Source organism: Arthrobacter sp. CAU 1506 (genome assembly GCF_005047635.1).
In the GTDB taxonomy this organism is placed as follows: domain Bacteria; phylum Actinomycetota; class Actinomycetes; order Actinomycetales; family Micrococcaceae; genus Crystallibacter.
In genome coordinates this window covers 1-22,161 of sequence record NZ_SUKC01000011.1, presented here as the reverse complement: position 1 = coordinate 22,161, position 22,161 = coordinate 1, and the positions used below count along the sequence as shown (strand labels likewise).

The 22,161-nt window shown below is 67.6% G+C and carries 18 protein-coding genes and 1 pseudogene; 12 read left to right on the top strand and 7 right to left on the bottom strand.

The window, feature by feature from the left end; all coding sequences use genetic code 11:
• The first annotated feature begins 61 nt into the window (after positions 1 to 61).
• The 6 genes from smc (at position 62) to E4J89_RS19745 (ending at position 7,673) form a co-directional block, all read left to right on the top strand.
• Positions 62 to 3,727, top strand: a complete 3,666-nt coding sequence (smc, locus tag E4J89_RS13105; protein ID WP_205754497.1) for a chromosome segregation protein SMC — start codon at positions 62 to 64, stop codon at positions 3,725 to 3,727.
• Between the two features lie 16 nt (positions 3,728 to 3,743).
• Positions 3,744 to 4,523, top strand: coding sequence for an alpha/beta hydrolase (locus E4J89_RS13100; protein ID WP_136786598.1), 780 nt, complete (start codon positions 3,744 to 3,746; stop codon positions 4,521 to 4,523).
• Positions 4,520 to 5,239 carry an alpha/beta hydrolase gene (locus tag E4J89_RS13095; protein WP_136786597.1) on the top strand — a complete coding sequence of 240 codons (720 nt, stop codon included), beginning with the start codon at positions 4,520 to 4,522 and terminating at the stop codon, positions 5,237 to 5,239. The genes E4J89_RS13100 and E4J89_RS13095 overlap by 4 nt, the downstream gene beginning before the upstream one ends.
• Positions 5,240 to 5,522: 283 nt before the next feature.
• Positions 5,523 to 6,506: a PfkB family carbohydrate kinase gene (locus E4J89_RS13090; RefSeq protein ID WP_136786596.1), complete on the top strand. Its 984-nt coding sequence runs from the start codon at positions 5,523 to 5,525 to the stop codon at positions 6,504 to 6,506.
• Complete coding sequence (locus E4J89_RS13085) at positions 6,503 to 7,285, top strand: 5'/3'-nucleotidase SurE (RefSeq protein WP_136786595.1); 783 nt, start codon at positions 6,503 to 6,505, stop codon at positions 7,283 to 7,285. Before E4J89_RS13090 ends, E4J89_RS13085 begins: the two co-directional genes overlap by 4 nt.
• Positions 7,286 to 7,412: 127 nt before the next feature.
• Positions 7,413 to 7,673: a molybdopterin-dependent oxidoreductase gene (locus tag E4J89_RS19745; RefSeq protein ID WP_136786594.1), complete on the top strand. Its 261-nt coding sequence runs from the start codon at positions 7,413 to 7,415 to the stop codon at positions 7,671 to 7,673.
• A 7-nt stretch (positions 7,674 to 7,680) separates the two neighbouring features.
• Here E4J89_RS19745 and E4J89_RS13075 read toward each other — a convergent pair whose 3' ends face one another.
• Positions 7,681 to 9,717, bottom strand: coding sequence for a CocE/NonD family hydrolase (locus E4J89_RS13075; RefSeq protein WP_136786593.1), 2,037 nt, complete (start codon positions 9,715 to 9,717; stop codon positions 7,681 to 7,683).
• 162 nt (positions 9,718 to 9,879) lie between these two features.
• Positions 9,880 to 11,169: an ATP-grasp domain-containing protein gene (locus E4J89_RS13070; RefSeq protein WP_240691884.1), complete on the bottom strand. Its 1,290-nt coding sequence runs from the start codon at positions 11,167 to 11,169 to the stop codon at positions 9,880 to 9,882.
• A 193-nt stretch (positions 11,170 to 11,362) separates the two neighbouring features.
• On the opposite strand from E4J89_RS13070, the gene E4J89_RS13065 reads away from it, so the two are divergent.
• Together E4J89_RS13065 and E4J89_RS13060 are read left to right on the top strand one after the other, a co-directional pair.
• A complete protein-coding gene (locus E4J89_RS13065) occupies positions 11,363 to 11,869 on the top strand; it encodes a flavin reductase family protein (RefSeq protein WP_240691883.1) in 507 nt (168 codons plus the stop codon).
• Positions 11,870 to 11,878: 9 nt separating this feature from the next.
• Entirely contained in the window at positions 11,879 to 12,385 is a 507-nt protein-coding gene (locus tag E4J89_RS13060; protein WP_346763385.1) for an ASCH domain-containing protein, read from the top strand.
• A gap of 54 nt (positions 12,386 to 12,439) precedes the next feature.
• Here the strand turns inward: E4J89_RS13060 and E4J89_RS13055 are convergent, their stop codons facing one another.
• The 3 genes from E4J89_RS13055 to E4J89_RS13045 form a co-directional block, all read right to left on the bottom strand.
• Positions 12,440 to 12,907: a GatB/YqeY domain-containing protein gene (locus E4J89_RS13055; RefSeq protein ID WP_136786591.1), complete on the bottom strand. Its 468-nt coding sequence runs from the start codon at positions 12,905 to 12,907 to the stop codon at positions 12,440 to 12,442.
• Between the two features lie 79 nt (positions 12,908 to 12,986).
• Positions 12,987 to 13,721: a glutamine amidotransferase gene (locus E4J89_RS13050; protein WP_136786590.1), complete on the bottom strand. Its 735-nt coding sequence runs from the start codon at positions 13,719 to 13,721 to the stop codon at positions 12,987 to 12,989.
• Positions 13,722 to 13,892: 171 nt separating this feature from the next.
• Positions 13,893 to 15,254 carry a CHAD domain-containing protein gene (locus E4J89_RS13045; protein WP_136786589.1) on the bottom strand — a complete coding sequence of 454 codons (1,362 nt, stop codon included), beginning with the start codon at positions 15,252 to 15,254 and terminating at the stop codon, positions 13,893 to 13,895.
• A gap of 92 nt (positions 15,255 to 15,346) precedes the next feature.
• On the opposite strand from E4J89_RS13045, the gene ftsY reads away from it, so the two are divergent.
• Positions 15,347 to 16,555, top strand: a complete 1,209-nt coding sequence (gene ftsY, locus E4J89_RS13040; RefSeq protein WP_136786706.1) for a signal recognition particle-docking protein FtsY — start codon at positions 15,347 to 15,349, stop codon at positions 16,553 to 16,555.
• 13 nt (positions 16,556 to 16,568) lie between these two features.
• Here the strand turns inward: ftsY and E4J89_RS13035 are convergent, their stop codons facing one another.
• On the bottom strand, positions 16,569 to 17,576 hold the full coding sequence (locus E4J89_RS13035; RefSeq protein ID WP_136786588.1) for a hypothetical protein: 1,008 nt from the start codon (positions 17,574 to 17,576) through the stop codon (positions 16,569 to 16,571).
• Between the two features lie 50 nt (positions 17,577 to 17,626).
• The gene (locus E4J89_RS13030) at positions 17,627 to 18,892 is read right to left on the bottom strand and encodes an MFS transporter (RefSeq protein WP_136786587.1); all 1,266 of its coding nucleotides are present in this window, start codon (positions 18,890 to 18,892) and stop codon (positions 17,627 to 17,629) included.
• A 579-nt stretch (positions 18,893 to 19,471) separates the two neighbouring features.
• Here E4J89_RS13030 and E4J89_RS13025 point away from each other — a divergent pair.
• The 3 genes and pseudogenes from E4J89_RS13025 to E4J89_RS13015 all read left to right on the top strand — a co-directional run.
• Positions 19,472 to 20,791, top strand: coding sequence for an ammonium transporter (locus E4J89_RS13025; protein ID WP_136786705.1), 1,320 nt, complete (start codon positions 19,472 to 19,474; stop codon positions 20,789 to 20,791).
• Entirely contained in the window at positions 20,788 to 21,126 is a 339-nt protein-coding gene (locus E4J89_RS13020; RefSeq protein WP_136786586.1) for a P-II family nitrogen regulator, read from the top strand. Before E4J89_RS13025 ends, E4J89_RS13020 begins: the two co-directional genes overlap by 4 nt.
• A gap of 465 nt (positions 21,127 to 21,591) precedes the next feature.
• Positions 21,592 to 22,161: pseudogene (locus E4J89_RS13015) on the top strand (hypothetical protein); the annotation flags it as partial.

The window sequence follows — 22,161 nt, the reverse complement described above, 5'->3', positions numbered from 1 at the left end:
GAGAATACGCGGTAAACACGGTAGATTGTTGCAAGGAAATGTCCGCCGCGGGAGACACAACGTGCATCTTAAATCTCTGACTGTGCGGGGCTTTAAGTCTTTTGCGTCGGCGACGACCTTCGACTTCGAGCCCGGCGTCACCGCTGTTGTCGGTCCGAACGGGTCAGGCAAATCCAACGTGGTGGACGCGCTCGCCTGGGTGATGGGGGAGCAGGGCGCCAAAACGCTGCGCGGCGGCAAGATGGAGGACGTCATTTTTGCCGGCACCGCGGGCCGCCCGCCGCTGGGCCGCGCACATGTCTCGCTGACCATCGACAACAGCGACGGCGCCCTGCCGATCGAGTACTCCGAAGTCACCATTTCCCGCACCCTGTTCCGCACCGGCGGCTCCGAATACGCCATCAACGGCAGCAACTGCCGGCTGCTGGACATCCAGGAGCTGCTCTCGGACTCAGGCCTTGGCCGGGAAATGCACGTGATCGTCGGCCAGGGCCAGCTGGACAAGGTCCTGCACGCCACGCCGGAAGACCGCCGCGGCTTCGTGGAAGAAGCCGCCGGCATCCTCAAGCACCGGCGCCGCAAGGAAAAGACGGTCCGCAAGCTGGAGTCGATGCAGGCGAACCTGCAGCGGCTCACCGACCTGACCGGCGAAATCCGCCGCCAGTTGACCCCACTGGGCAAGCAGGCCGAGGTGGCCCGCCGGGCGCAGCAGGTGCAGTTCGAAGTCCGCGATGCGCGCGCCCGGCTGCTGGCGGACGAGCTGGTGGAACTCAGCACCTCGCTGGAGCAGGAGGTGGCCGACGAGGCCGCGCTGAAGGCCCGACAGGCCGAGGTGGAGCAGACCCTGGGCGCAGGCCGCCGCCGGCTGGCCGAACTGGAACGGCTCGCGGCCGAGGCCACGCCCAAGCTCAACGCCGCACGAGACAGCTGGTACCAGCTCTCGTCCACCCGGGAACGCTTCCGCGCCCTCGCCAGCCTTGCCAATGAACGACGGCGACTGCTCGGCTCCGCCGATCAGGAACCGGACAGCGGGCGGGACCCGGAGATCCTGGAGCAGCAGGCGGCCGAAGTCCGTGAGGAACAGGCCGAGCTGGAGTTCGAGCTTGAGGACCGCCGCGAGGTGTTGGACGACGCGATCGAAGCGCGTGCCGCTGCCGAGCGGGCGGCGCAGGACGAAGAGAAGCGGCTCACCAATATCCTGCGGGCCGCTGCCGACCGCCGCGAAGGACTGGCCAAACTGGCCGGCCAAGTGGGCGCGGCACGCTCCCGGGTGGAGTCTGCGGAGGCGGAGTTGGGCCGGCTCCGGTCGTCGATCACCGAAGGCGAGGAGCGCCGCCGGCACGCCCAGGCCGAGTTCACCGCACTCGAATCCCAGGCGGCCGGGGTGGAAGAAGGCGAAGAAGGCCTGGATGCCGCCTACGAGGACGCCAGCGACGAGTTGGCCGAGATCGAAGCGGACCTGGAACAGCTGCGGGCCGACGAACGCGAGGCCGAACGGGAACGTGACGCACTGACCGCGCGCAAGGAAGCGCTCGAAGTCGGTCTGAACCGGCGGGACGGCAGCGAGACGCTGCTGGCGTCCGGCACCGACGGCGTGCTCGCCCCGCTGGCGGACCTCATCACCGTGGAGCCCGGCTACGAGGCTGCCATAGCGGCGGCCCTGGGGCCGCTGGCGGAAGCCGTTGCGGTGGCCGACCAAGACGCGGCAGTCCGGGCCCTGGAACTGATGAAGGCCGACGACGCCGGCCAGGTGGACCTGCTTATCGCCGGTGCGGCGGGCGACGGGTCCCCGGTGGTCGACCAAGGGAGCGCCAGCGACCGCGTGGAGACCCCGGATCTCCACGCAGGCGCAAGCGACTTTGGTCGATCACCGGTGGCGGGTATTCCGGCGAACAGTTTGGTCCAGGCCAAGCAGGGCGTGGAAAGTGCCGTCCGCGCGCTGCTGGGCGCCGTCGTCGTGGTTGAAGACCTGCAGGCCGCCGCCCGCGTTATTGCAGCCGATCCGGCGCTGACCGCCGTCACCCGCGAGGGCGACATCTTCACGGCCTGCTCCGCTCGGGGCGGCTCCGCAGGCGGTCCCAGCCTGTTGGAAGTCCAGGCGGCCGTGGACGAGACCGCGCAGCGGCTGGAGGCTGCGACCGCCCGGGCAGAGCGGGCCAAGTTCGCGATTGCCGGCGCCACCGGGCGCCGGGACGAGGCCAAACTGCGAGCCGACGCGGCGCTGGAACAACTTCACGAGTCCGATGCCCGGCTGGCAGCTGTTGCCGAACGGCTGGGCCAGCTCGGCTCCGCGCTGCGGTCCGCCACCGGGGAGAGTGAACGGCTCGCCAAGCTGGTGGCTGCCGCGGAGGCCAACATCGTCACCGAGCAGCAGAAGCTCGCCGACATCACCGAACGGCTGGCCGCGGCACAGGCGGCCGAGGACGCGCCGGCAGACGCCGAGCCGTCAACCGACAAGCGGGACGAGCTCGCCGCCGCGGCAACCCATGCACGCCAGGTGGAAATGGAAGCACGGCTGGCGCTCCGCTCGGGCGAGGAGCAGTTGACCGCCATCGGCAACCGGGCGGCCTCGCTGGAACGGGCAGCGGCCACCGAGCGCCACGCCCGGGCGCAGGCTGCAGAGCGCGCCCGGAAGCGCCGCCTGCAGGCAGCCAAGGCCGCCGCAGTGGCCCAGGGAGCGCAGCAGACGCTGGCCTGGCTGGACGTCTCGGTGGATCTGGCCGAACGGGAACGCGACGAGGCCGAAGAGGTGCGCGCGGCGTGGGAGGCCGAGCTGTCCACCGTTCGCTCGTCCACCGACGCGCTCGCCGCCGAGCTGCGCGAGCTGACGGACACCGTGCACCGCGACGAACTGGCCCGCGCCCAGCAGCGGCTGAAGATCGAGGCGCTGGAGGCCCGCTCCATCGAAGACCTGGGGCTGACGCCGGACCATCTGATTGCCGAATACGGGCCGGACCAGCCGGTGCCGGTGGCCACCGCGGCGTCGAACGACAAATGGGCCGCGCTGCGGGCCCCGGTGGACGAAGAGGGCAACGCCGTCGTCGAGGGCATTCCGTTCGTCCGCGAGGAGCAGCAGAAGCGGCTCAAGAAGGCCGAGCGGGACCTGTCCGCGTTGGGCAAGGTCAACCCGCTGGCGCTGGAGGAGTTCGCCGCGCTGGAGGAGCGCCACCAGTTCCTGAGCACCCAGCTGGAGGACCTCAAAGCCACCCGCAAGGACCTGCTGGACATCATCAAGGAAGTCGACGAGCGGGTGGAACAGGTCTTCACCGAGGCCTACCACGACACCGCCGTCCAGTTCGAGCGGGTGTTCGGCCGCTTGTTCCCGGGCGGCGAGGGCCGGCTGGTGCTCACCGACCCGGAGGACATGCTCAACACGGGCATCGAGGTGGAAGCCCGGCCGGCCGGCAAGAAGATCAAGCGGTTGTCCCTGCTCTCCGGCGGCGAACGCTCGCTGACCGCGGTGGCGCTGCTGGTGGCGATCTTCAAGGCCCGCCCGTCCCCGTTCTACGTGATGGACGAGGTGGAAGCCGCGCTGGACGACACCAACCTGGGCCGGCTGATCACCATCTTCGAGGAGCTGCGCGAATCCAGCCAGCTGATTGTGATCACGCACCAGAAGCGCACCATGGAAGTGGCCGATGCGCTGTACGGCGTGACCATGCGCGGCGACGGAGTCACCACCGTGATCTCGCAGCGGCTGGAACATGCCAAGGCGCTGGTGGACTGAGGCAGGAAGGCGGGCGATGGTGAAGGTTCCGGGAGAAACAGCTCGGCAGCTGACCATCGACGGCTGCCGGCTGCGGTTGCGGACCGCCGGCATCGGCCCGGAGGTGTTCGTGCTGGTGCACGGGATCGGAGTGTCCGCCCGCTACTTTGAACCCCTCGCAGTCGAACTCGCCCGGCACGGCACCGTCCATCTGGTCGACCTGCCCGGCCACGGCGGGCTGCCCAGGCCGGACCGCGCTATGGATCTGGTGGACCTGGCCCGGTTGGTGCATGGCGCCATGACGGAGTTGGGGATTGGTCCGGCGGTTCTGGTGGGCCACTCGATGGGCTGCCAAGTGGTCACGGAGCTGGCCCTGCTGCATCCGGAGGCAGCCAGCGCGCTGGTGCTGCTGGCACCGTCCGCCAACCGGCACGAGCGTACCGCCTGGAAGCAGGGCCTGCGACTCTTCCAGGACGCGTTCCGGGAACCGCTGGCCGTGGACGTGATCGAAATTACCGACTACTTGCGCTGCGGTCCGCGCTGGTACCTCACCTTGCTGCCCGCGCTGCTCCGCCACCGGCCGGAGGACCGGATCGCCGGCGTCCGGGTGCCGGTGCGGATCATCCGCGGCAGCCGGGATCCCATTGTGCCGCTGTACTGGTGCCGGGAGCTGGCTGATGCCCTGCCGGGAACCACGGTGGACAACATCGACGGCGAGGGACACGTCATGATGTTCCGCTCGCCGAAGCCGGTGGCCGAGCTGTGTCTGGCCCCGGCCGGACCGCGCGGGGATGCCGCCGTCGGCGACCGGCCATGACCCGGCGACTCCGGCGGCACCGACTGCTCCGGGTGCTGCGGCGGGCCTTGGGCTGGCTGGAGGACTACATCTACCTCGGCCGGCATCACGTCCGCGGATTCCTCGCCAGAGCCGACCCGGCACAGTATCGAGAGGGCGCGGAGCAGCAGGCGAGCCCCGTCGTCGTGATTCCGGGCATTTACGAGTCCTGGACGTTCATGCTGCCGTTGATTGAGCATGTCTACGGCCGCGGGCATCCGGTGCACGTGGTCGAGCCGCTGGGGTACAACGTGGGCAGCGTCGCGCGGATGGCCGGCATCGTCGGCGACTACCTGCGTCAGCACGATCTGGAGAACGTCACGATCATTGCGCACAGCAAGGGCGGTCTGATCGGCAAATTTGTGATGACGACGGCGGAGTCCGCCGGGCGAGTGCCGCGGATGGTGGCAATCGGGACCCCGTTCTCCGGATCCCGCTACGCGGCATTTGCCGTGACCCCGATGGTCAGGGCGTTTTCGCCCAAGAACCGTGTGCTGAGGCAACTGCTGGTGAACCTGGAGGTCAATCACCGGATTGTGTCCATCTACAGCGCGTTCGATCCGCACATTCCCGGCGGCTGCCGGCTGGAAGGCGGCGTGAACGTCCGGCTGGAAAGCACCGGGCACTTCAAAATTCTTGCCGAGAAGCGCGTTCACGACATCATCGACCAGGTCCTGTCCGGAGCGACGCCGGCGTAGGGTCTCCGCGCGCTCGCTGGCGCTCGCTTGGTCGACCACCGGGGTGGCGGGCTTAGGGTATCCGCGCGCTCGCTGGCGCTCGCTTGGTCGACCACCGGGGACTCGCTTGGTCGACCACCGGGGGGAGGCCGCCCATTGTCCGGCCCGGCGAGCGGCGTTAGTGTCGAAAACGAAGGACCACTGCGGACGGATACCGGGCAGCCGCATTGCTGTGCTGACTGCCCGAGACACAGGAGGCAGGCTTGGCGATCAGCCGGACAAACCGCTTGGATCGGGGTGCGCAATGGGGTCGGTAGTTGTTTTCGCCCCGTCGCCCGGACTGACAGTGACGGTGGAGGATGTTGACGGCGGCCCGGACATCCACTTTCACGCCGGCGGTCAAGGCGTATGGCAGGCGCGAATGCTGACCGGACTCGGTGCGTCGGTCACCATGTGCTCCGTCTTCTCCGGCGAAACCGGAACCGTCATCCGGCATTTGATCGCCGACGAAGGCGTCCAGGTAGTACCGGTGGAGGGGCAGGGCAGCAGCGGCGCCTACATCCACGACCGGCGCGAGGGCTCCCGGGAAGTGGTGGCCGAAAATGCCGGAGAGAAGCTGACCCGCCATGACCTCGACGAACTCTACGGACAGACCCTGAAGGCCGGCATGGATGCCGGCACTGTGATCCTCAGCGGAGCGGTCCGCGAGGACGCCGTCCCGGCCGACGTCTACCGGAGGCTCGCTGCAGATCTGGGCACCGCGGGCTGCCGAGTGATCGTTGACCTGACCGGAGACAGGCTCACCGCTGCGCTCGAGGGCGGCGTCACCGTGGCCAAGATTGCCGACGACGAACTCACCGAGAGCGGGCGCGCGTCCTCGGACGGACCCGAGGCGATCATCGAGGCAATGCACGCCCTGCACGAGGAAGGTGCCGGCACGGTCATTGTGACCCGCGCGCACTTGCCGTCGCTGATGTTGCATGAGGGCGAGCTCAGCCAGATCCGTGTGCCGGAGATGCAGAGCGTGGATACTCACGGCGCCGGGGATTCGCTGACCGCCGGGGTGGCCGCCACGCTGGCCGACGGCGGATCGATGCACGAGGCGGTGGTACTGGGCACGGCCGCCGGCGCGCTAAACGTTACCCGCCACGGCCTCGGCACGGGCGAGGAGGGCGCCATCCGCAACCTGACCAAGCTGGTGACGGTCTCGGCCTATCAAGCCGAGGAACCCAGCGCTGACCAGCAGGTCAGTCCGGAGGAGCTGGCCCGAAAGGTGTGGAAACAATGACGACGCCCAAGATGGTCCTGATCACCAACGACGACGGCATCGACTCCCCGGGGTTGCATGCGCTGGCAGCCGGCGCTTTGGAGTCGGGGCTGAACGTGACCATCGCCGCTCCGGTCACCGAGGCCAGCGGCAGCAGCGCGTCCATTACCGCACGGGAAGACGAGGGCCGCATCCGGGTGGAACAGCGCACGTTGGAGGGGCTCGAGTCGGTGCCGGCTTTCGCCGTGCATGGCACCCCTGGTTTCATCTCCATGATCGCCACGCATGGCGCCTTCGGCGAGCGGCCGGATCTGGTGCTCTCCGGCGTCAACCGAGGCGCGAATGTGGGCCGTGTGATCCTGCACTCGGGCACCGTCGGCGCGGCGCTGACGGCCGGCGTGAACGGCGGACACGGCATGGCGGTGTCGCTGGACACCGGACTGAACCCGTCCCACTTGAATTGGGACATAGCCGCCCGGATGGCCACCGGTTTGCTGCCGTACTTGATGGACCAACGGGCGGGCACCGTCCTGAACCTCAACGTGCCGAACGTCAACGGATCCGAACTGCCCGAATTCAGGGCCGCGACGCTGGCGGAGTTCGGCATTGTTCAAACCACGGTGGCCGAGCGCGGCGACGAACATCTCCGGTTGGCCATCGCGGACAGCCAAGAGCAGGCCCCGCCGGAGAGCGACTTCGCGCTGCTGGCCGCCGGCTTCGCCACGGTGACCGGAATCCAGCCGGTCACCGAAAGCCACTTGCCGGACTTCTCCGCAGCCGTGGACCGGCGTCGTTCCTGAAAAAGGGCAGTCCCCGTACCACCGAAGCACATCGGAGGCATCATGAGCCGCATAGACCGGATCGCCGAACCATGGGGGACGCGGACCCCTTAGGCCGCGGGCCACAGACCGGGTCAATCACGGGCGGTTGGGTCCCAAAGATCTGTATGGCTGGCAGGCGAACGCGTCGCCGGACCGGTTGACCAAACCGCTCATCCGGGAAAACGGCAAGCTGGTGGAAACGGACTGGGACACCGCCATGGACCGGGTACTGGCCCAGGCGGCCCAGGGCATCAAGCACACCGACCTGTTGGCGGTGGCACAAAGGTGCCACCCCGAGACGGTCCGCCAGATGCACTGGGCCAACGCCAAGCTCAAGGAGTCTTCGACGCAGATGCTGATCAGCTGAGCCAGGCTCAGACCAGCTGACGCGGAATGCTGCGCTGCCAGTTCTGCGAGTAGACCCGCGGGTTGCCGTTGTCCTCGTCCAGTTCGTATGCATCCAACTGCGCGTTCACCACAAAGTCCGTCGGTGTGGAGGTCAGTACCGTCCTGGTCTGCACCTCCACCCGCCAGTCGCCGCGTTCGTAGCGCCGGACGGTCTGGGTTTCGCCGCGGACCGAATTCACGTCGTTGCCGCGGGAGCTGTACCACTCGTTGCTTACCCGCAGGATGTCCGTGCCGGTCTCGTCGATCCGGAACCGGCCCTGGTCGTTGATGATCTCCACCGTTGACGTGCCGGTCTCCAGATCGCGGATGGTCCGCCAGTGGTGGTTGCCCGGATTCAGCAGGGTGGTCGCCAGCTCCGGTGCCGTTTCCGGCTCCGCGAAGGGACGCAGCTCGCCGTCGTCGGCACGCGGCTTGCGCACCGGGAGGTCCAGCGTGCCGCCGGAGAAGATGGTGACCGTCGCCGGTTCCGGCGCCGGCCACACCAGCGGCCAGTACGACGTCGAGACGGACAGCCGCAGCCGGTGGCCGGCCGGGAATGACTGCGCCAGGCCATTGAGCGGGATTTCGATCCGGTAGCGCTCGCCGGGTTCCAGCGGCTGCGGCTGCTCGCTGCCGTCGCGGTGGGTCAGGTTGAGCAGACCGTAGGTGACCCGCGTTGCCTCCCCATTCGGTGCCACATCGGAAAGCCGGGCCACCAATTGGGCGACGGGCTTGTCCGAGGCGACCTCAAACGCGGCGACCGGCCGGCCGAAGACTTCAAGATCGCCCTCCAGCGGCTCGGTCTCGTAGACCAGCGAGCCGCCGTCCTCTTCGCGCTGGTCGGAGGGCAGGTCAGGCAGCGCCGCGTAGGACGCCCACTTGCCGGCGAACATGCCCACGCTCAGCGGCGAGAGGAGGTCGACGCCGCCGCCGGGCTCCACCGGCGCGCCTTCCGGGAACAAGCCATACCGGCCCAGTTGCCAGCGTTGGTTCTCGATGTTCGGCGACGGCCAGGACGGTTCGGCCACCCAGTGGCCGGGGCGGTCCTGGTAGGACGGTTCGGGGGAGACCGAGTCCTGCATCCAGGCCCGGACCATGGGCTCTTCCATCAAGCCGGTGTCCTTGTCCTTCAGCCAGTGGTCCCACCAGCGCACCGCTTCCTGCAGGAAACCGATGGCCGGACCGGGCACGCCCAGATGCGGGTACTTGTGCCCCCAGGGGCCGATCAGCCCTTGGCGCGGCACATCCAGGTTCTCCATCAGGCGGAAAATCGCGTTGGTGTAGCCGTCCGCCCAGCCGCCCACGGCCATGACCGGAATCTTCACCTGCGAGTAGTCCTCACAGACCGACGCCGGCTTCCAATAGTCGCCGCGGGTCTGGTGTTCTAGCCAGGTTTCCAGCCAGAGGCCGCTGCCGGAGAGCCGCTCGTGCCACATTTCGCGCCATTTGTCGCCGACGATTTCCGGGTCCGGCGGCAGGCTGTTGAACGCAAACATGACGGTGGCCTCGGAGAGGTTGTCGGCCAGCAGGCAACCGCCCATGTAGTGCATGTTGTCCACGTACAGGTCGTCGGTGGCCGAGGCGCTGATGATCGCCTTCAGGGCCGGCGGCTGGCGGGCGGCCATCTGCAGGCTGTTGAATCCGCCCCAGGAGATGCCCATCATCCCCACCTTGCCGTCACACCAGGGCTGGTCCGCCAGCCAGGCAATCACGTCCTCGGCGTCTTCGTGTTCCTGCGGCCGGTATTCGTCCGTCATCACTCCGTCGGAATCGCCGCTCCCGCGCATGTCCACCCGGACGCTGACGTAGCCGTGGCCGGCCATGTAGGGATGGTTCAGCTGGTCGCGGCCGCGGGAGTTGTCCCGCTTGCGGTACGGAATGTATTCAAGGATGGCCGGGACCGGAAGCTGCTCGGCACCCTCCGGCATCCAAATCCGTGCCGCCAGGTGGGCGCCGTCGCGCATCGGAATGAAGACGTTTTCGATGGCACGGACCGGGTGGGGAAGGTCCTCGATGGTTTTCATGCAGTGCTCAGTGCTCCTTTCGGATGTTGTCTGCACCGGACGTTGGCTGGGCCGGATGCCGCCCGCGCTCTGCTGCTGCCCGTACCGGGCGCTGCCAGCGCAGGGGCGGGCTTGGTACGCCTGCGCCGGGCCGCAAGACTGCGGCCCGGCGCAGGCACAGGACTAGGCGGCGGGAACTGCCTCAAACTCAAACGGCAGTGCTTCGACGGCGGCGTTGTAGCGCTCCACCAGTTGGTCACGGTCGTCGGCGCCCAGATACAGGATGCCGACGGCGTAGCGGTAGCTGTCCTGGTTGGGCAGTTCAGACAGCCGGTCTCCCACCTGCACCTGCCGGGTGAAGTTGGCGTGCGGGATCTGCTTGGCCAGCCGGGCAACGTCCTGCTCGTCGGGGACGCGGGTCACGATCGCGTCCTCGTCATGGAAAACCATGCACTGGGAGGCGACGGCGAATTCACCCTTGCGGTGCGGCATGGTCGGTTCCACACCGAGTGCAATGTCGATCGCTACCTCATGGTTGGACACCCCGTCCACCTTGGCGAAGAGATCGCTGTGGGACTGGGAAATGCGCGTGTTGACCTCGATCAGCCAGAGCTGGTCTTCGGCCTGGTCCCACATGAATTCGGCGTTGAAGCAGCCGTTGTCGAACCCCACGTGCCGCAGGTACCGCTCGGCCAGCTCGATCATCCGCTGCTGGACGGGCTCCGGGACGCTGTTCGCCGGATAGTCCAGTCGTTCGAAGCTGGTTCCGGCGGCGTCCTTGTGCATGTCGAAGACACCGTGGGCGTTGTACGAGCCATGGAACATGGTGCCTTCCGGGGCGGCCTGGGTTCCGGAAACGAACTGTTCGGCCAGGCAGGTGTTGCCGCCGGCGTTCTGCAGTTCCGGTGGCAGGTCCACCATCTTCAGGACCTCGTTGAAAGCGTCGCCGACCTGTTCGATCTCGGCGCGGATCTGTCGGATGGCGTCGTTGAAGTCTTCTTCGCTGCGGATCTCGAAGCCGAGGTTGGACGAGTGCGCCTTGACCGGTTTCACCCAGAAGGGGAACGGAATATCGATTTGCTGCAGGGCGCCGTCGTCGAAAGGGTCAAAGGAGGCAAACTGCGGCACTACCTCTGGGATGGACGCCTGCTGCTCCAGCCGGCTCCAATACTTGTGTTCACACTTGAGCACGCTTTCCAGTGTGGGCGCCGCGATGCCGTATTCCTTGGCGAGGATGGGGCCGATGACGCTGGTGGGGAAGTCCCAGTGGGAGACGATCGCGTCCACGCTGCCGTCAAAGTCCCGTAGCTGCTGCCGTGCTGCCTCCAGCAAGCCGTGGAAATCGATGTCCTGCGCGCCGACCAGGCGGTCGTAGTCCAGCAGGCTGTGGAAAGTGTAGTTTTCGGCTCCGCGGACGGTCTGCAGTTCGCCTGCCTGGAAATCTGTCAGTCCCAGAATAAATACGTTCTTCAAATTGATGCCTCCCGTTCTTGGTGGTGATGCTCATCAGCCGGTGCGAGGGGCGAAAGGCCAGGTCCGAATCTGTGCTGCCGGACCTCTTCGACCCAACCACGCCCCAGATAGGCCGTCAAGGAGCCAACCGGGCCGGGAGGGGTTGGGACGGGCCCCTGTGAGGTGAGGCATTCAGGTACGGCATGATGGGGGCATGGCGCAGAAACAGGCACCGTCGGAGCAGCCTATGAGCGACTTCGCGAAGGGCTTCGACTATCCGATGTATGTGGTCACCGCCGTGGACAATAAAGGCGAGCGGTCCGGCTGCCTGGTCGGCTTCGCCACGCAGTGCAGCCTCAAGCCTGCACTGTTCCTGGTCTGCATCTCACAGCAGAACCACACTCACCCCGTGGCGATGGAGGCCAGCGTCCTCGCAGTGCATGTGCTGGCGCGCAGCCAGCGCGCGCTCGCAGAACTGTTCGGCGAAACAACCGGTGACGAGGTCGACAAGTTCTCCCGCTGCGACTGGGAGCCGGGCCCGGAAGAGGTTCCGCTGTTGGCGGACGCAGCGCGGGTCATGGTCGGCCGGGTCGTGAAGAAGGTCGACCTGGGCGACCACACCGGTTTCCTGCTGTCGCCGCTCCAGACAGGCGGAGGCGAGGCCACCGACCTTCTGTCCTTCACCGACGTCAAGGATTTCGACGCCGGCCACCCCGCCTAGGATTCCAAGGTGACGACAACTCAACCCTGCGCCAGCCCTGACCGTGATGCCGCCCGGCGGATGTGGCGCGAGTATGCCGCGGCGCGGCCTGGGGACATCAGCCAAGGCGAGGAGGTTGTCGCCGACCATTTCGGCGACAGCGCCGCGCTCGCGGACGAGCTGCTGGGGCTGGTGCTCGCCGGTCAGAAGCGCGCCACGGCAACGCTTGCGGCTGAATTCCACCTGCAGGGAGAACGCCTGCCACGAATCGGGGACCACTGGGTGGCCTGCGATGGCTCGGGCAAGCCGCAAGCCATTCTGCGCTCCACCGAGCTGCGGCTGGGGCCGCCGGCCAGCGTGGACCAGGCATTCGCCTGGGATGAGGGCGAAGATGACCGGCAGCGCTCTACCTGGCTGGAGCAACATCTGGCCTACTGGCAGCGGGTCTGCGCCGCGCAGGGGATCGAGTGGCGCGGCGACAACGAAGTGGTGTTCGAGCGGTTCCGGATTGTCTGGCCGCCGGATCTCGCTAACTAATCATGCGCAGGGAGGTTGCCGCCGGGCCGGGCGCCGCCCCGCGACCTTCCTGCGTTACTGCTGCGCCAGCCGCCCGCGGACCATGTCGCTGACCGCCTTGCCGTCGTAGCGGCCGGCAACCTTCTCGGTGACCGGCTTCATCACCGCACCCATCTGCCGCATGGACAGTTCCACACCGTCGGCCTTGAGCCCGGCGATGGTGGAGTCCACGATCTCAGCTACTTCGGCCTCGCTCAGCGGCTTGGGCAGGTAGGCCTCGATGATTTCAGCCTCGGCAGTCTCCGCCGCGGCCCGTTCCGACTCACCGGCCTCGGAGTAGATGCGTGCAGTATCGCGACGCTTGGCCGCTTCCTTCTGCAGCAGGGCGGTGGTCTGGGCATCGTCCAGCTCCACCGGGGTCTTGCCCGACTTTTCCTTAGTGGTGATCTCGCCCAGCACATTGCGGACGGTGGTCAGCGCCGTCTTGTTTCCGGCCTTCATGTGGGCGACGACGTCGGCCTGCAGCTGCTCTTTCAAACTCACGTGAGTTCCTCGCTTCGGTGTTGTTGTGGTCAATGAGTGGTTCGGTCGCTGAATTCAGCAGTCGACGCCAGGTGCGGCATCAGGTGGTGGCATAGCGGGCGACGAAGTTGCGCAGTATCCGTTGTGGGACCGACACCGTCTTGCTGCGCACCTGCTCCATCACGGCCTCCGCTTGGTCCGGCGGAAAATAGCCTGCATTCCGGTAAATCCAGATCCGGGTCAGCAGGCCTTGAGTGTCCAGTTCGGCATGGAACTGGGTGGCATAAAGGTGGTTCTGCAGCCGGAACATTTGGTACGGGCAATGCTCGGATTCGGCCAAATGGACCGCGCCCGCGGGCAACACGGAACAGGCCTCCTTGTGCCCTACGAACGCGCTGAATTCCCGCGGCAAGCCGGCGAGCAGGGGATCGGCGGCGCCGTCGTCGGTCAGCTCCACCTGCACTGCGCCAATCGGCTCACCGTATTGCTTGTCGACCACCCCGCCGCCATGCCGTCCCAGCGTACCCACCCCGTAGCAGGCGCCCAGAAACGGAAAATCGCGGGCGACGACGGTGTCCAGCAGTTGCTCTAGCTCGGCTTCTACCCGCAGCTGGACGGACGACTTGGTTGCGTCGTCGTCGCTTGAGGTGAAGGGGCTGCCGCCCAGGATGATGCCGCTGTAGTCGTCAAGATCGATGACCGGCATCGGTTCGGCTTCCAGCCGGACGCGGCGCAGGTGGTTCGGGTCCAGACCGCCGAACCGGACGAAGGCCGCATATTCCTCATCGGCTGCGGTGTCGTCGGCCCGGGTGGCCAGCAGCAGGAACGGCTTCATGCGTTGATCGTACAGTCGCCGCGGCGTGCGTCGGTACGGCGGCCGGCAGAGGCGGCACCGATAGGGCAGGAGTCACCGCGGCTGTGGCAGCAGCCACCGCCGCGCCTGCTGGTACGGCGGTTGGCCCGGCCGGCACCCGAGCTTGCCAGCCCGAGCTGGCGCCGAGGCTGCTCAGGATGGTTTCCATGGTTTGCCCCAGCTCTTCGGCTTGGCCGAGGGATAACGGTCCCAGAGCGTGTGGAACCGCGATACTGCCTCCTGGGCGGTCGCCTGCTCCAGGGCGTCCAGACGGCCATAGAGGAAGGTGTCCTCGCCGTCGTAGGCCGCCCGGGCCGCCACCCGGCGCAGCAGTTGACGGGCCACGACGGCATCCTGGTGCTCGCCCAAGACACCCTGGATTTCGTGGGCCGCTTGGCCCAAGGCAGCGACGTCGACGGGGGAGAGCGCCGCGGCCGCTTCGGCGGCATAGCGCAGCTGTTTGGCTCGTCTACGGACCTTGTGCAGCGCTGCTTCGGCCCGTTCCGTGCCCTCCGGGGTGGCGAGGGCGGAGCGGGCGGCTGCACGGAGGCGCTTGAACTGCCGGCCCACCAGCCGTGGCACCACCTGCCGGGCGGGTTCGAAGGCGAGCGGGGCCAGTTGCGGGTGGTCCAGCCAGACCTCGAGATCGGCCTCCAGCTGCCGATAGCGCTCACTGTCGAGGGCCAGCACCACCTGCCGGTGGCCGGCGTCCAGCCATTCCGCCAGCTCCGAGGTCAGACGGCGCACGGCAGGTGCAGTGCCCGGGGCGCCCGGCAGCACCGTCCGCTCCAGCTGCCGCTGCAACTGACGGGCCAAATCCGGACGCGCGTCCCCATCGGCCCTGTCGCTGCTGGTCCCATCGCCGTGCTCGTCCGTTCCGGGTCCGCCGTCGTCATGCGCTTCTGCCTCGGCGCCCCCGCTGGTGTCGTGGTGCCCGTCCGTTCCGCCGGCGTCGCGCTCGTCCGATCCGGTGCCGCCGTCGTGCCTGTCCGATCCGGTGCCGCCGGCGTCGCGCTCGTCCGGTGCGGTGCCGCCGTCGTGCCTGTCCGATCCGGACCCGTTGTCTTTCGCCTGGCCCTGGACCTCGCTCTGGGTTTGGTCCCCAGAGGCAGCAACCAGCAGCCGTCCCAGGCGTTCAGCCTGCACCTCCGCATCCCTGGCCGAAGCCAGTTCGCCGGCGAGCCACTTCAACCCGCCCTCCAGCCGGTCCGGCGGCGGATCCAGCAGTTTGCGGTAGGCCTTCAGGACCGAGCGCATCCGGCGGGTCGCGGTGCGCATCTGGTGCACGGCGTCCGGGGCGTTCTGCCGGGCGGGGCCGGCTAGTTCGACCAGGTGAAGAAACTGTCCGCGGACGGCATGCAGCAGCATGTCGGCGGCCGGACCCTTGAGATCCGGCTCTGCAGCCGGGCCCTTGAGGTCTGGCTCGGCAGGCGGCAGCCGCGGCGATGCGCCGTGCTCGTGACCGGCCGGTGCGGCCTTCTTCCGTGCGTCCTGTTCGCTGCCGTTGGGGGACATGCCCGCAGTGTACCGCCGAGGGTCAACGGAGCCCCGGTGCCGCTGCACGGCCGGTGGCGGTGGCCGGTAGGCTAGACCCCGTGGACGCAACCATGATCATCATTTACGTCGTCATCGCCATTGCCGTCATCGGCCTCGTGGCAACGCTGCTGCTGCGCGGGCGCAAGACTCCGCCGGGCACTTACACCACCACCCGGGATGCCAACGACCCGGCCACGCCGCCGGCCGGGGGCGGCACCGACACACTGGAAGCGCCCCGCGGACCGACCGCCACGGCACCGCCGACAGGGGTGCCGACCGAAGAAGAACCGCTGCCGGTCGGCGTCGAAATTCCGGAGGACGCCGCAGCGCTGGAGACCATTCCGGTGGAGACGCCGGCACCGGTGCAGGGCCGTCTGGCCCGGTTGCGCGCCCGGTTGGTGAAGTCCAACAACGCGCTGGGCAAGGGGCTGCTGGCTCTGCTCGCGAGCGACAAAATTGACGACGACGTCTGGGACGAAATCGAAGAGACCCTGCTGCTGGCCGACCTCGGCACCGAGCCGACACTGGAACTGGTGGACGCGCTCAAGGACCGCGTCAAGGTGGAAGGCAGCCGCAATCCGGAGCAGGTGAAGACCATGCTGCGCGAGGAACTGATCAAGCTGGTGGATCCGACCATGGACCGGTCACTCGCCGTGATGCGCCACGCCGACCGCCCCGCGGTGATGATGGTGGTGGGCGTCAACGGCGTCGGCAAGACCACCACGGTGGGCAAGCTGGCCCGCGTGCTGGTGGCGGAGGACAAGGACGTGATCCTGGGTGCCGCGGATACCTTCCGGGCCGCCGCGGCCGAACAGCTCGCCACCTGGGGCTCGCGGGTGGGCGTTCCCACGGTGAAGTCCGACGTCGATGGCGCGGACCCAGCCTCCGTCGCGTTTGAGGCGGTGAAGGCCGGCATCGACCAGGAGGTCGACGTGGTCATGGTGGACACCGCCGGTCGCCTGCAGAACAAAGTGGGCCTGATGGACGAGCTCGGCAAGGTCAAGCGCGTGATCGAAAAGCAGGCCGAGGTGGACGAAGTCCTGTTGGTGCTGGACGCCACCACCGGCCAGAATGGGCTGAACCAGGCCAAGGTCTTTGCCGAGGTCGTCAACATCACCGGCATCGTGCTGACCAAGCTCGACGGCACCGCCAAGGGCGGCATCGTCGTCGCGATCCAACGCAGCCTCGGCGTGCCGGTGAAGCTGGTGGGCCTGGGCGAAGGCGCCGACGACCTGGCCCCGTTCGAAACCGAAGACTTCGTGGACGCGCTGCTGAACTAGCGGCGGGGCTTCGTTAGGCCAACGTACGCTGCCTGAGCACGCTGCACGACGGCGGTCCCTCCTTCCGGACATCACGTCCGGCTGGAGGGACCGGTTTTTTTAACAGAGGGACCGCCTTTTTAATCCGTGAAGACCGAAGATGGGTTCGCGGTGCGGATTCAGATCCGGCCCCGTACGTGGGCCGACGGTGCAATTTAAGTCCGCGGTGGGAGTCTGGGCCCGGCGCGAATTTACGGACGCGGAGCGAATCCGCGCCGGGTTCGGACGCCGCCCCGGGCTCAGAGGGGAGCGCCGGGCTTCGCAGTGCGGTCAGCACACCCCACAGCACCGCCGCGATGGCCAGCCAGGTGTTGTCCACGCTGCCGCCGGTGTCGGGGCCGAGCAGCCAACTGATGCCGAGCGAAACGTAGCTGAAGCTGAGCACGGTCCGCAGGAGAGAACGAGCCTGCGGCCAGAGGGCGTGCAGCAGACAGGTCCCGGCCAGCACGATGCCGAGGGCACCCTGCACCGGCCAGTGGTCGATGCCCATGGTCCAGTACTCGGGCTGGGAGCCGGTGGTGCGGGACACCTCGAGGGCGTACCAGGCGTAGGCTGCCCAGAAGGGGAGAGCCAGCACCGCGAGCACCAGTAGCGGCCAGTCGACGGACAGCCGCGGCCTCTGGAACCGGGAACCGGCGCGCCGGGCGGACCACAGCAGGCCTAGGGACATGACGCCGAGCACGGCGGCCATCACCACCGGGCCGAAGCTGAAGCCGAGCAAGGCACCCAAGAGGAGCGCCGCCGTCGTAAGCCACAGCAGAGCGAGGACCGGCCAGATGCCCCGCGGCCGGCACGCCGCCCAGCCGAAGGGCAGGGCCACCGCGAACGTGGTGAGGACGCCCCAGCTGGTCTCCAGCGCCGCGACCTCGGCGTAGTAGGAATCTTCAACGAACATGGTCGAAAGGTCGATCAGCCCGAAACCGGGCAATATTGCCCAAAACAGCACGGCGATCGCCGCGAAAATACGTCCCCCAACGGTCATGGGTCAGAGGATAGCGGCGAACGTGGTGCCTGGCTATGGCTTTCCGCGGGTCAATCCGCGGCCGTTTCCTTGACCGGCTTGCTCAGCGTCTCGCGGCCGAACACCAGCCAGAGCAACGCTGCCGCCAGCATTACCGCACCGGTGGCGCCGAAGGCCCAAGCGTAACTTAGCCGGTCGGCCAGCATGCCGGCGAGGACCGGGCCGACGATGGCGCCCGCGTCGGTGCCCATCTGGAAGACGGCCAGCACCTTGCCGCCGGTGCGGTCGCTGCCGATGATGTCGCCTACGGCAGCCTGTTGCGCGGGCCCCAGCAGCCCGGACCCGAAGCCGGCAACCACCGAGGCCGCCACGAAGACCGGGACGGAATCGGTGAAGCCGATGGCGGCGATCGACAGTCCGGCAATGGTGAGCCCGGCGACCACCAGCGGGCGGCGGCCGGCGGTGTCGGCCAAGCGGCCGGAAAAGGTGAGGGCCAGCGCGTTGCCGACGGCGAAGACGGCCAACGCCAGGCCTGCGGTTGCCGGCCCGGCCCCCAGCACGGCGGCCGCAAACAGCGGAATCAGTGCCATCCGCACCCCGAACGTGGCCCAGCCATTGGCGAACGCGGAGACGACGGCGGCGCGGTAGCCGGGATCCGACAGCGCCTCGCGCAGATCCATCGCCTCCGGCACCGGTCCGTCGTCGGCGGTCTTGGGCGCAGGCTTCTTCAGCAAGATGGCGACGACGGCGGCCGCCACGAGCAGGGCTAGGGCATAGACCACGAAGGGCATCCGGAGCCCGAACCCGGCCAGCAGGCCACCGACCACCGGCCCCAGGATGCCGCCCATCAGGAAGGTGCCCGCGTAGAGACTGGAGACCCGGCCGCGTCCGCTCGGCGGGGCCAGCCTCAGGATCAGTGCCATCGCAGACACCGTAAACATGGTGGAGCCCAGACCGCCGAGACCGCGGAAGATCAGTAGTTGCCAGTAGTCCTGCGCCATCGCACAGGCGCCGGTTGAAGCGGCCACAATGAGCAGCCCGGTGAGATAGACCCGGCGCTCGCCCCAGCGGCCTACGAGCGCCCCACCCACGGGGGCGAACACCAGCCGGGCGAGGGCGAACACACTGACAATGACGCTGGCCGCAGCCACACCGACATCGAAACTTGCGGCAAACTGCGGCAGGACCGGCGCCACCAAGCCGTACCCGAGGGCGATGACAAATGCCGCCGCAACCAAGACCTTGATGTCCCGCGGCAGCGGCGTCTGCGCCTCCTTGCCTTGGCGCTGCAGGCCAGGCAGGCGGAGATGGTGCTCGGTGCGGCGGGAAACTGGCATGCCATTAAGCCTAGCCCGCTGGGTCCGATGTCCTTGCGGCAGTGCGAGCGACGGCGGCAGCGGCTGCGAGGGCGACGGCGGCGGCGGCAGCGGTAGCGACGGCAACAGCACCGCCGAACGCTCCGGCCCCCGGGCGTAACGCGGGCGTCGACCGTAGGCGAGCTCCGCTGTCATGCGTTGCCTGCCCGCCGCAATCGCCGAGCCGCCCCTGCGAGATGAGCTCCGTCGTCGTGCGTTGCCCGCCGACCGAATTTGCGGAGCCGCCCCTGCGAGATGAGCTCCGCCGTCGTGCGTTGCGTGCTCACCGTATTTGCCGAGCCTCCCCTGCGAGACGGGCGCCGTCGTCGTGCGTTGCCCGCCGACCGAAATTGCGGAGCCGCCCCTGCGAGATGAGCTCCGCCGTCGTCGTGCGTTGCCTGCCCACGTAACACTGCTGAAACACGCCGGATAAGCCGGTTTTACTTGGGCGGGTTTCTTGTAACGCGGCCGCAATGCAGCTTCCGGCTTGCCGAAACACGCCGTCGGCAGTCTTGAGTCAGCGGCGGGAAGCTACCTGCCAAAGGACGAGAGGACGTGAAGATGGATCTGTCAGCAGGTCACGTCTGGGTAATGATTTCGGCAGCCTTGGTGCTGCTCATGACGCCGGGATTGGCGTTCTTTTACGGCGGCATGACGCGGGCCAAATCCGCCCTGAACATGATGATGATGAGCTTCTCCGCCGTTGCGCTGGTTGCCGTGGTCTGGGTGCTCTGGGGTTACTCCATGAGCAGTGGCGAGGGAGTGGCCCAGCTCTTCGGCAATCCGTTCGCTGCCCTCGGCCTTGAGCCGCTGCTCAACACCGAAGACCTGATCGGTGCAGGTTACGGTGCGACCTTCGCGATCATCACCGTGGCCCTCATCTCCGGGGCCATCGCCGACCGGGCCAAGTTCGGCGCCTGGGCGCTCTTCGTGCCGGTCTGGGTCACGTTGGTCTATTGCCCGCTGGCCTTCATGATTTGGGGTGGGGGACTGCTCGGCGCTGAAGGAGCTATCGGCGCCTGGGCCGGAGAAGCGATCGACTTCGCCGGTGGCACCGTGGTGCACATCAACGCTGGTGTGGCCGGCCTGGTCCTGGCCCTGATCCTGGGCAAGCGCAAGGGCTTCGGTAAGGATCCGGCCCAGCGCCCGCACAACATTCCGCTGGTGATGATCGGCGCCAGCTTGCTGTGGTTTGGTTGGTTCGGCTTCAACGGCGGTGCGGCGGGAACCGCGGAGGAAGCCGGCCTGATCTGGGTCAACACCATGGCCGCCCCGGCCGCAGCAATGATCGGCTGGTTGGTGACTGAACGCATCCGCGATGGCCGCCCCACTTCGTTGGGCGCAGCCTCCGGCGTGGTTGCCGGACTCGTGGCTATCACTCCGGCTTGCGCGAACGTGTCCCCGGTGGGCGCGGTGGGCCTCGGCCTGGTGGCCGGTGTGCTGGCAGCGCTGGCAGTTGGGTTGAAGTACCGCTGGGGCTATGACGACTCGCTGGACGTAGTAGGTGTACACCTGGTGGCGGGCCTGGTCGGAACGCTGGCGCTGGGCTTCATCGCCCTGCCGGTCGAGGGAGCGGGCGGCGGCCTCTTCTACGGTGGCGGCTTCGCCCAACTGTGGGCACAGACCGTGGCAGCAGTGGTGTCCGTGGTGTTCTGCGCGGTGCTCACCGTCATCATCGGGCTGGCGATCCACAAGACCATTGGCTTCCGGGTGACCGAAGAGCAAGAGGTCACCGGCGTGGATCTGACCCAGCACGCGGAATCCGCGTACGAATTCGGCGGCCTGGGAACCGGCGGTACGTTCATCCCGCACCCGGCTACCGACCGCAGCGCCCATAACGCCGGCATCGGAACCCACGTCAAAGAAGAGGTCAACGCATGAAACTGGTCACAGCGATTATTCGGCCGCAAAAGCTCGATTCCATCCGCAACAGCCTGGAGAGCTACGGGGTCCAAGGGTTGACGATCAGCCAGGCCAGTGGATACGGCCGGCAGCGCGGCCACACCGAGGTCTACCGCGGCGCGGAATACACCGTGGACCTGCTGCCTAAGATCCGCATCGAAGTGCTGGTCTCAGACGAACAAGCCGACGACATCGTTGATGTCCTCGTGGCCACGGCCAATACCGGTCACGCCGGTGACGGCAAGGTCTGGCTGGTAGATGTTCAAGAAGCCGTTCGGGTGCGCACCGGCGAACGCGGAGAAGCCGCCCTCTAGGCCCGTATTCTCCGACGTTCTCTGACGTAGCTGACAGCTTCGGAAGCCCGGTTGCTTTGGCCGCCCCTGTGGCGGCCGGGCAGCCGGGCTTTGCTGTGAGAGGCGTAGCGGAAGTTTTCCCCGCCCGGCGAGGATTGCCTCCACACGCGCGTGGGACTTGTCATCAGCCCGGGCGGCTTGTCTTCAACTCGGGTCCTCGGTAAACCGGTGCCGTCTTCCACGGGCGGGCATCATCCCCGCAAGCCGACTTATCCCTGTAGACCGGCTTGCCCTGCACTGGGCATGTCACCACACGCCGTCTTGGCCTTCGCCGGTTGCCTTCATCGCACATACCGACTTTGCCTCCAACGACGGAAATTGCCTTCTCAGGTCTGACTTGACCTCCACAGGCACGTGGCGGCGGGGGTTGTGCACATACGTCGAACGCCTGTTCTACCCGGGGCTTGTGCTGCGTAGCGTTGAAGTATGGCAGCGGAACCGTTGGACGAGGCACAGGAGCCGGAGGAACACTCCGGCTCCACGGCCACGCCCCCGGACGCCGTATCGATGCCTTCTGCCGTCCCCGGAGCCGTGTCTTCCCGGACACCAGCCGGAACCGATTCCACTGACAGCGACGGCACCTCCGAGGGAACAGCGGAATCCTCTGACGAAGGGTCAACCGCACACTACCCTGACGGACCGACAGAACCCGGTGCCGTCACCGGCGGACCGACAGAACCCGGTGCCGTCGCCGGCGGGCCAGCCGAACCCGGCCCAAGCACCCCAACCGTCCCAGCCCTGTCTGCCGCGGATCGCGCCCTGGCTGAGGACCGCACATTATCAGATGCTGCCGCCATTGATCCTGCCCCTGAAGCCGCCGAAGATCCTGACAGCGCCGGTCCCGAAGACGATACCGCGGTGGGGTCGCCAGCGGGGCGGGAGTTGTGGGCGGAGGACTGGCGGGAGCTGGAACCGGCGGAACTGGCCGGGCTGCTCGCCGGCACCGACCCCGGGACCCTGGACGACTGGTCCACGCTGGAATACCTCAAAGCCGTC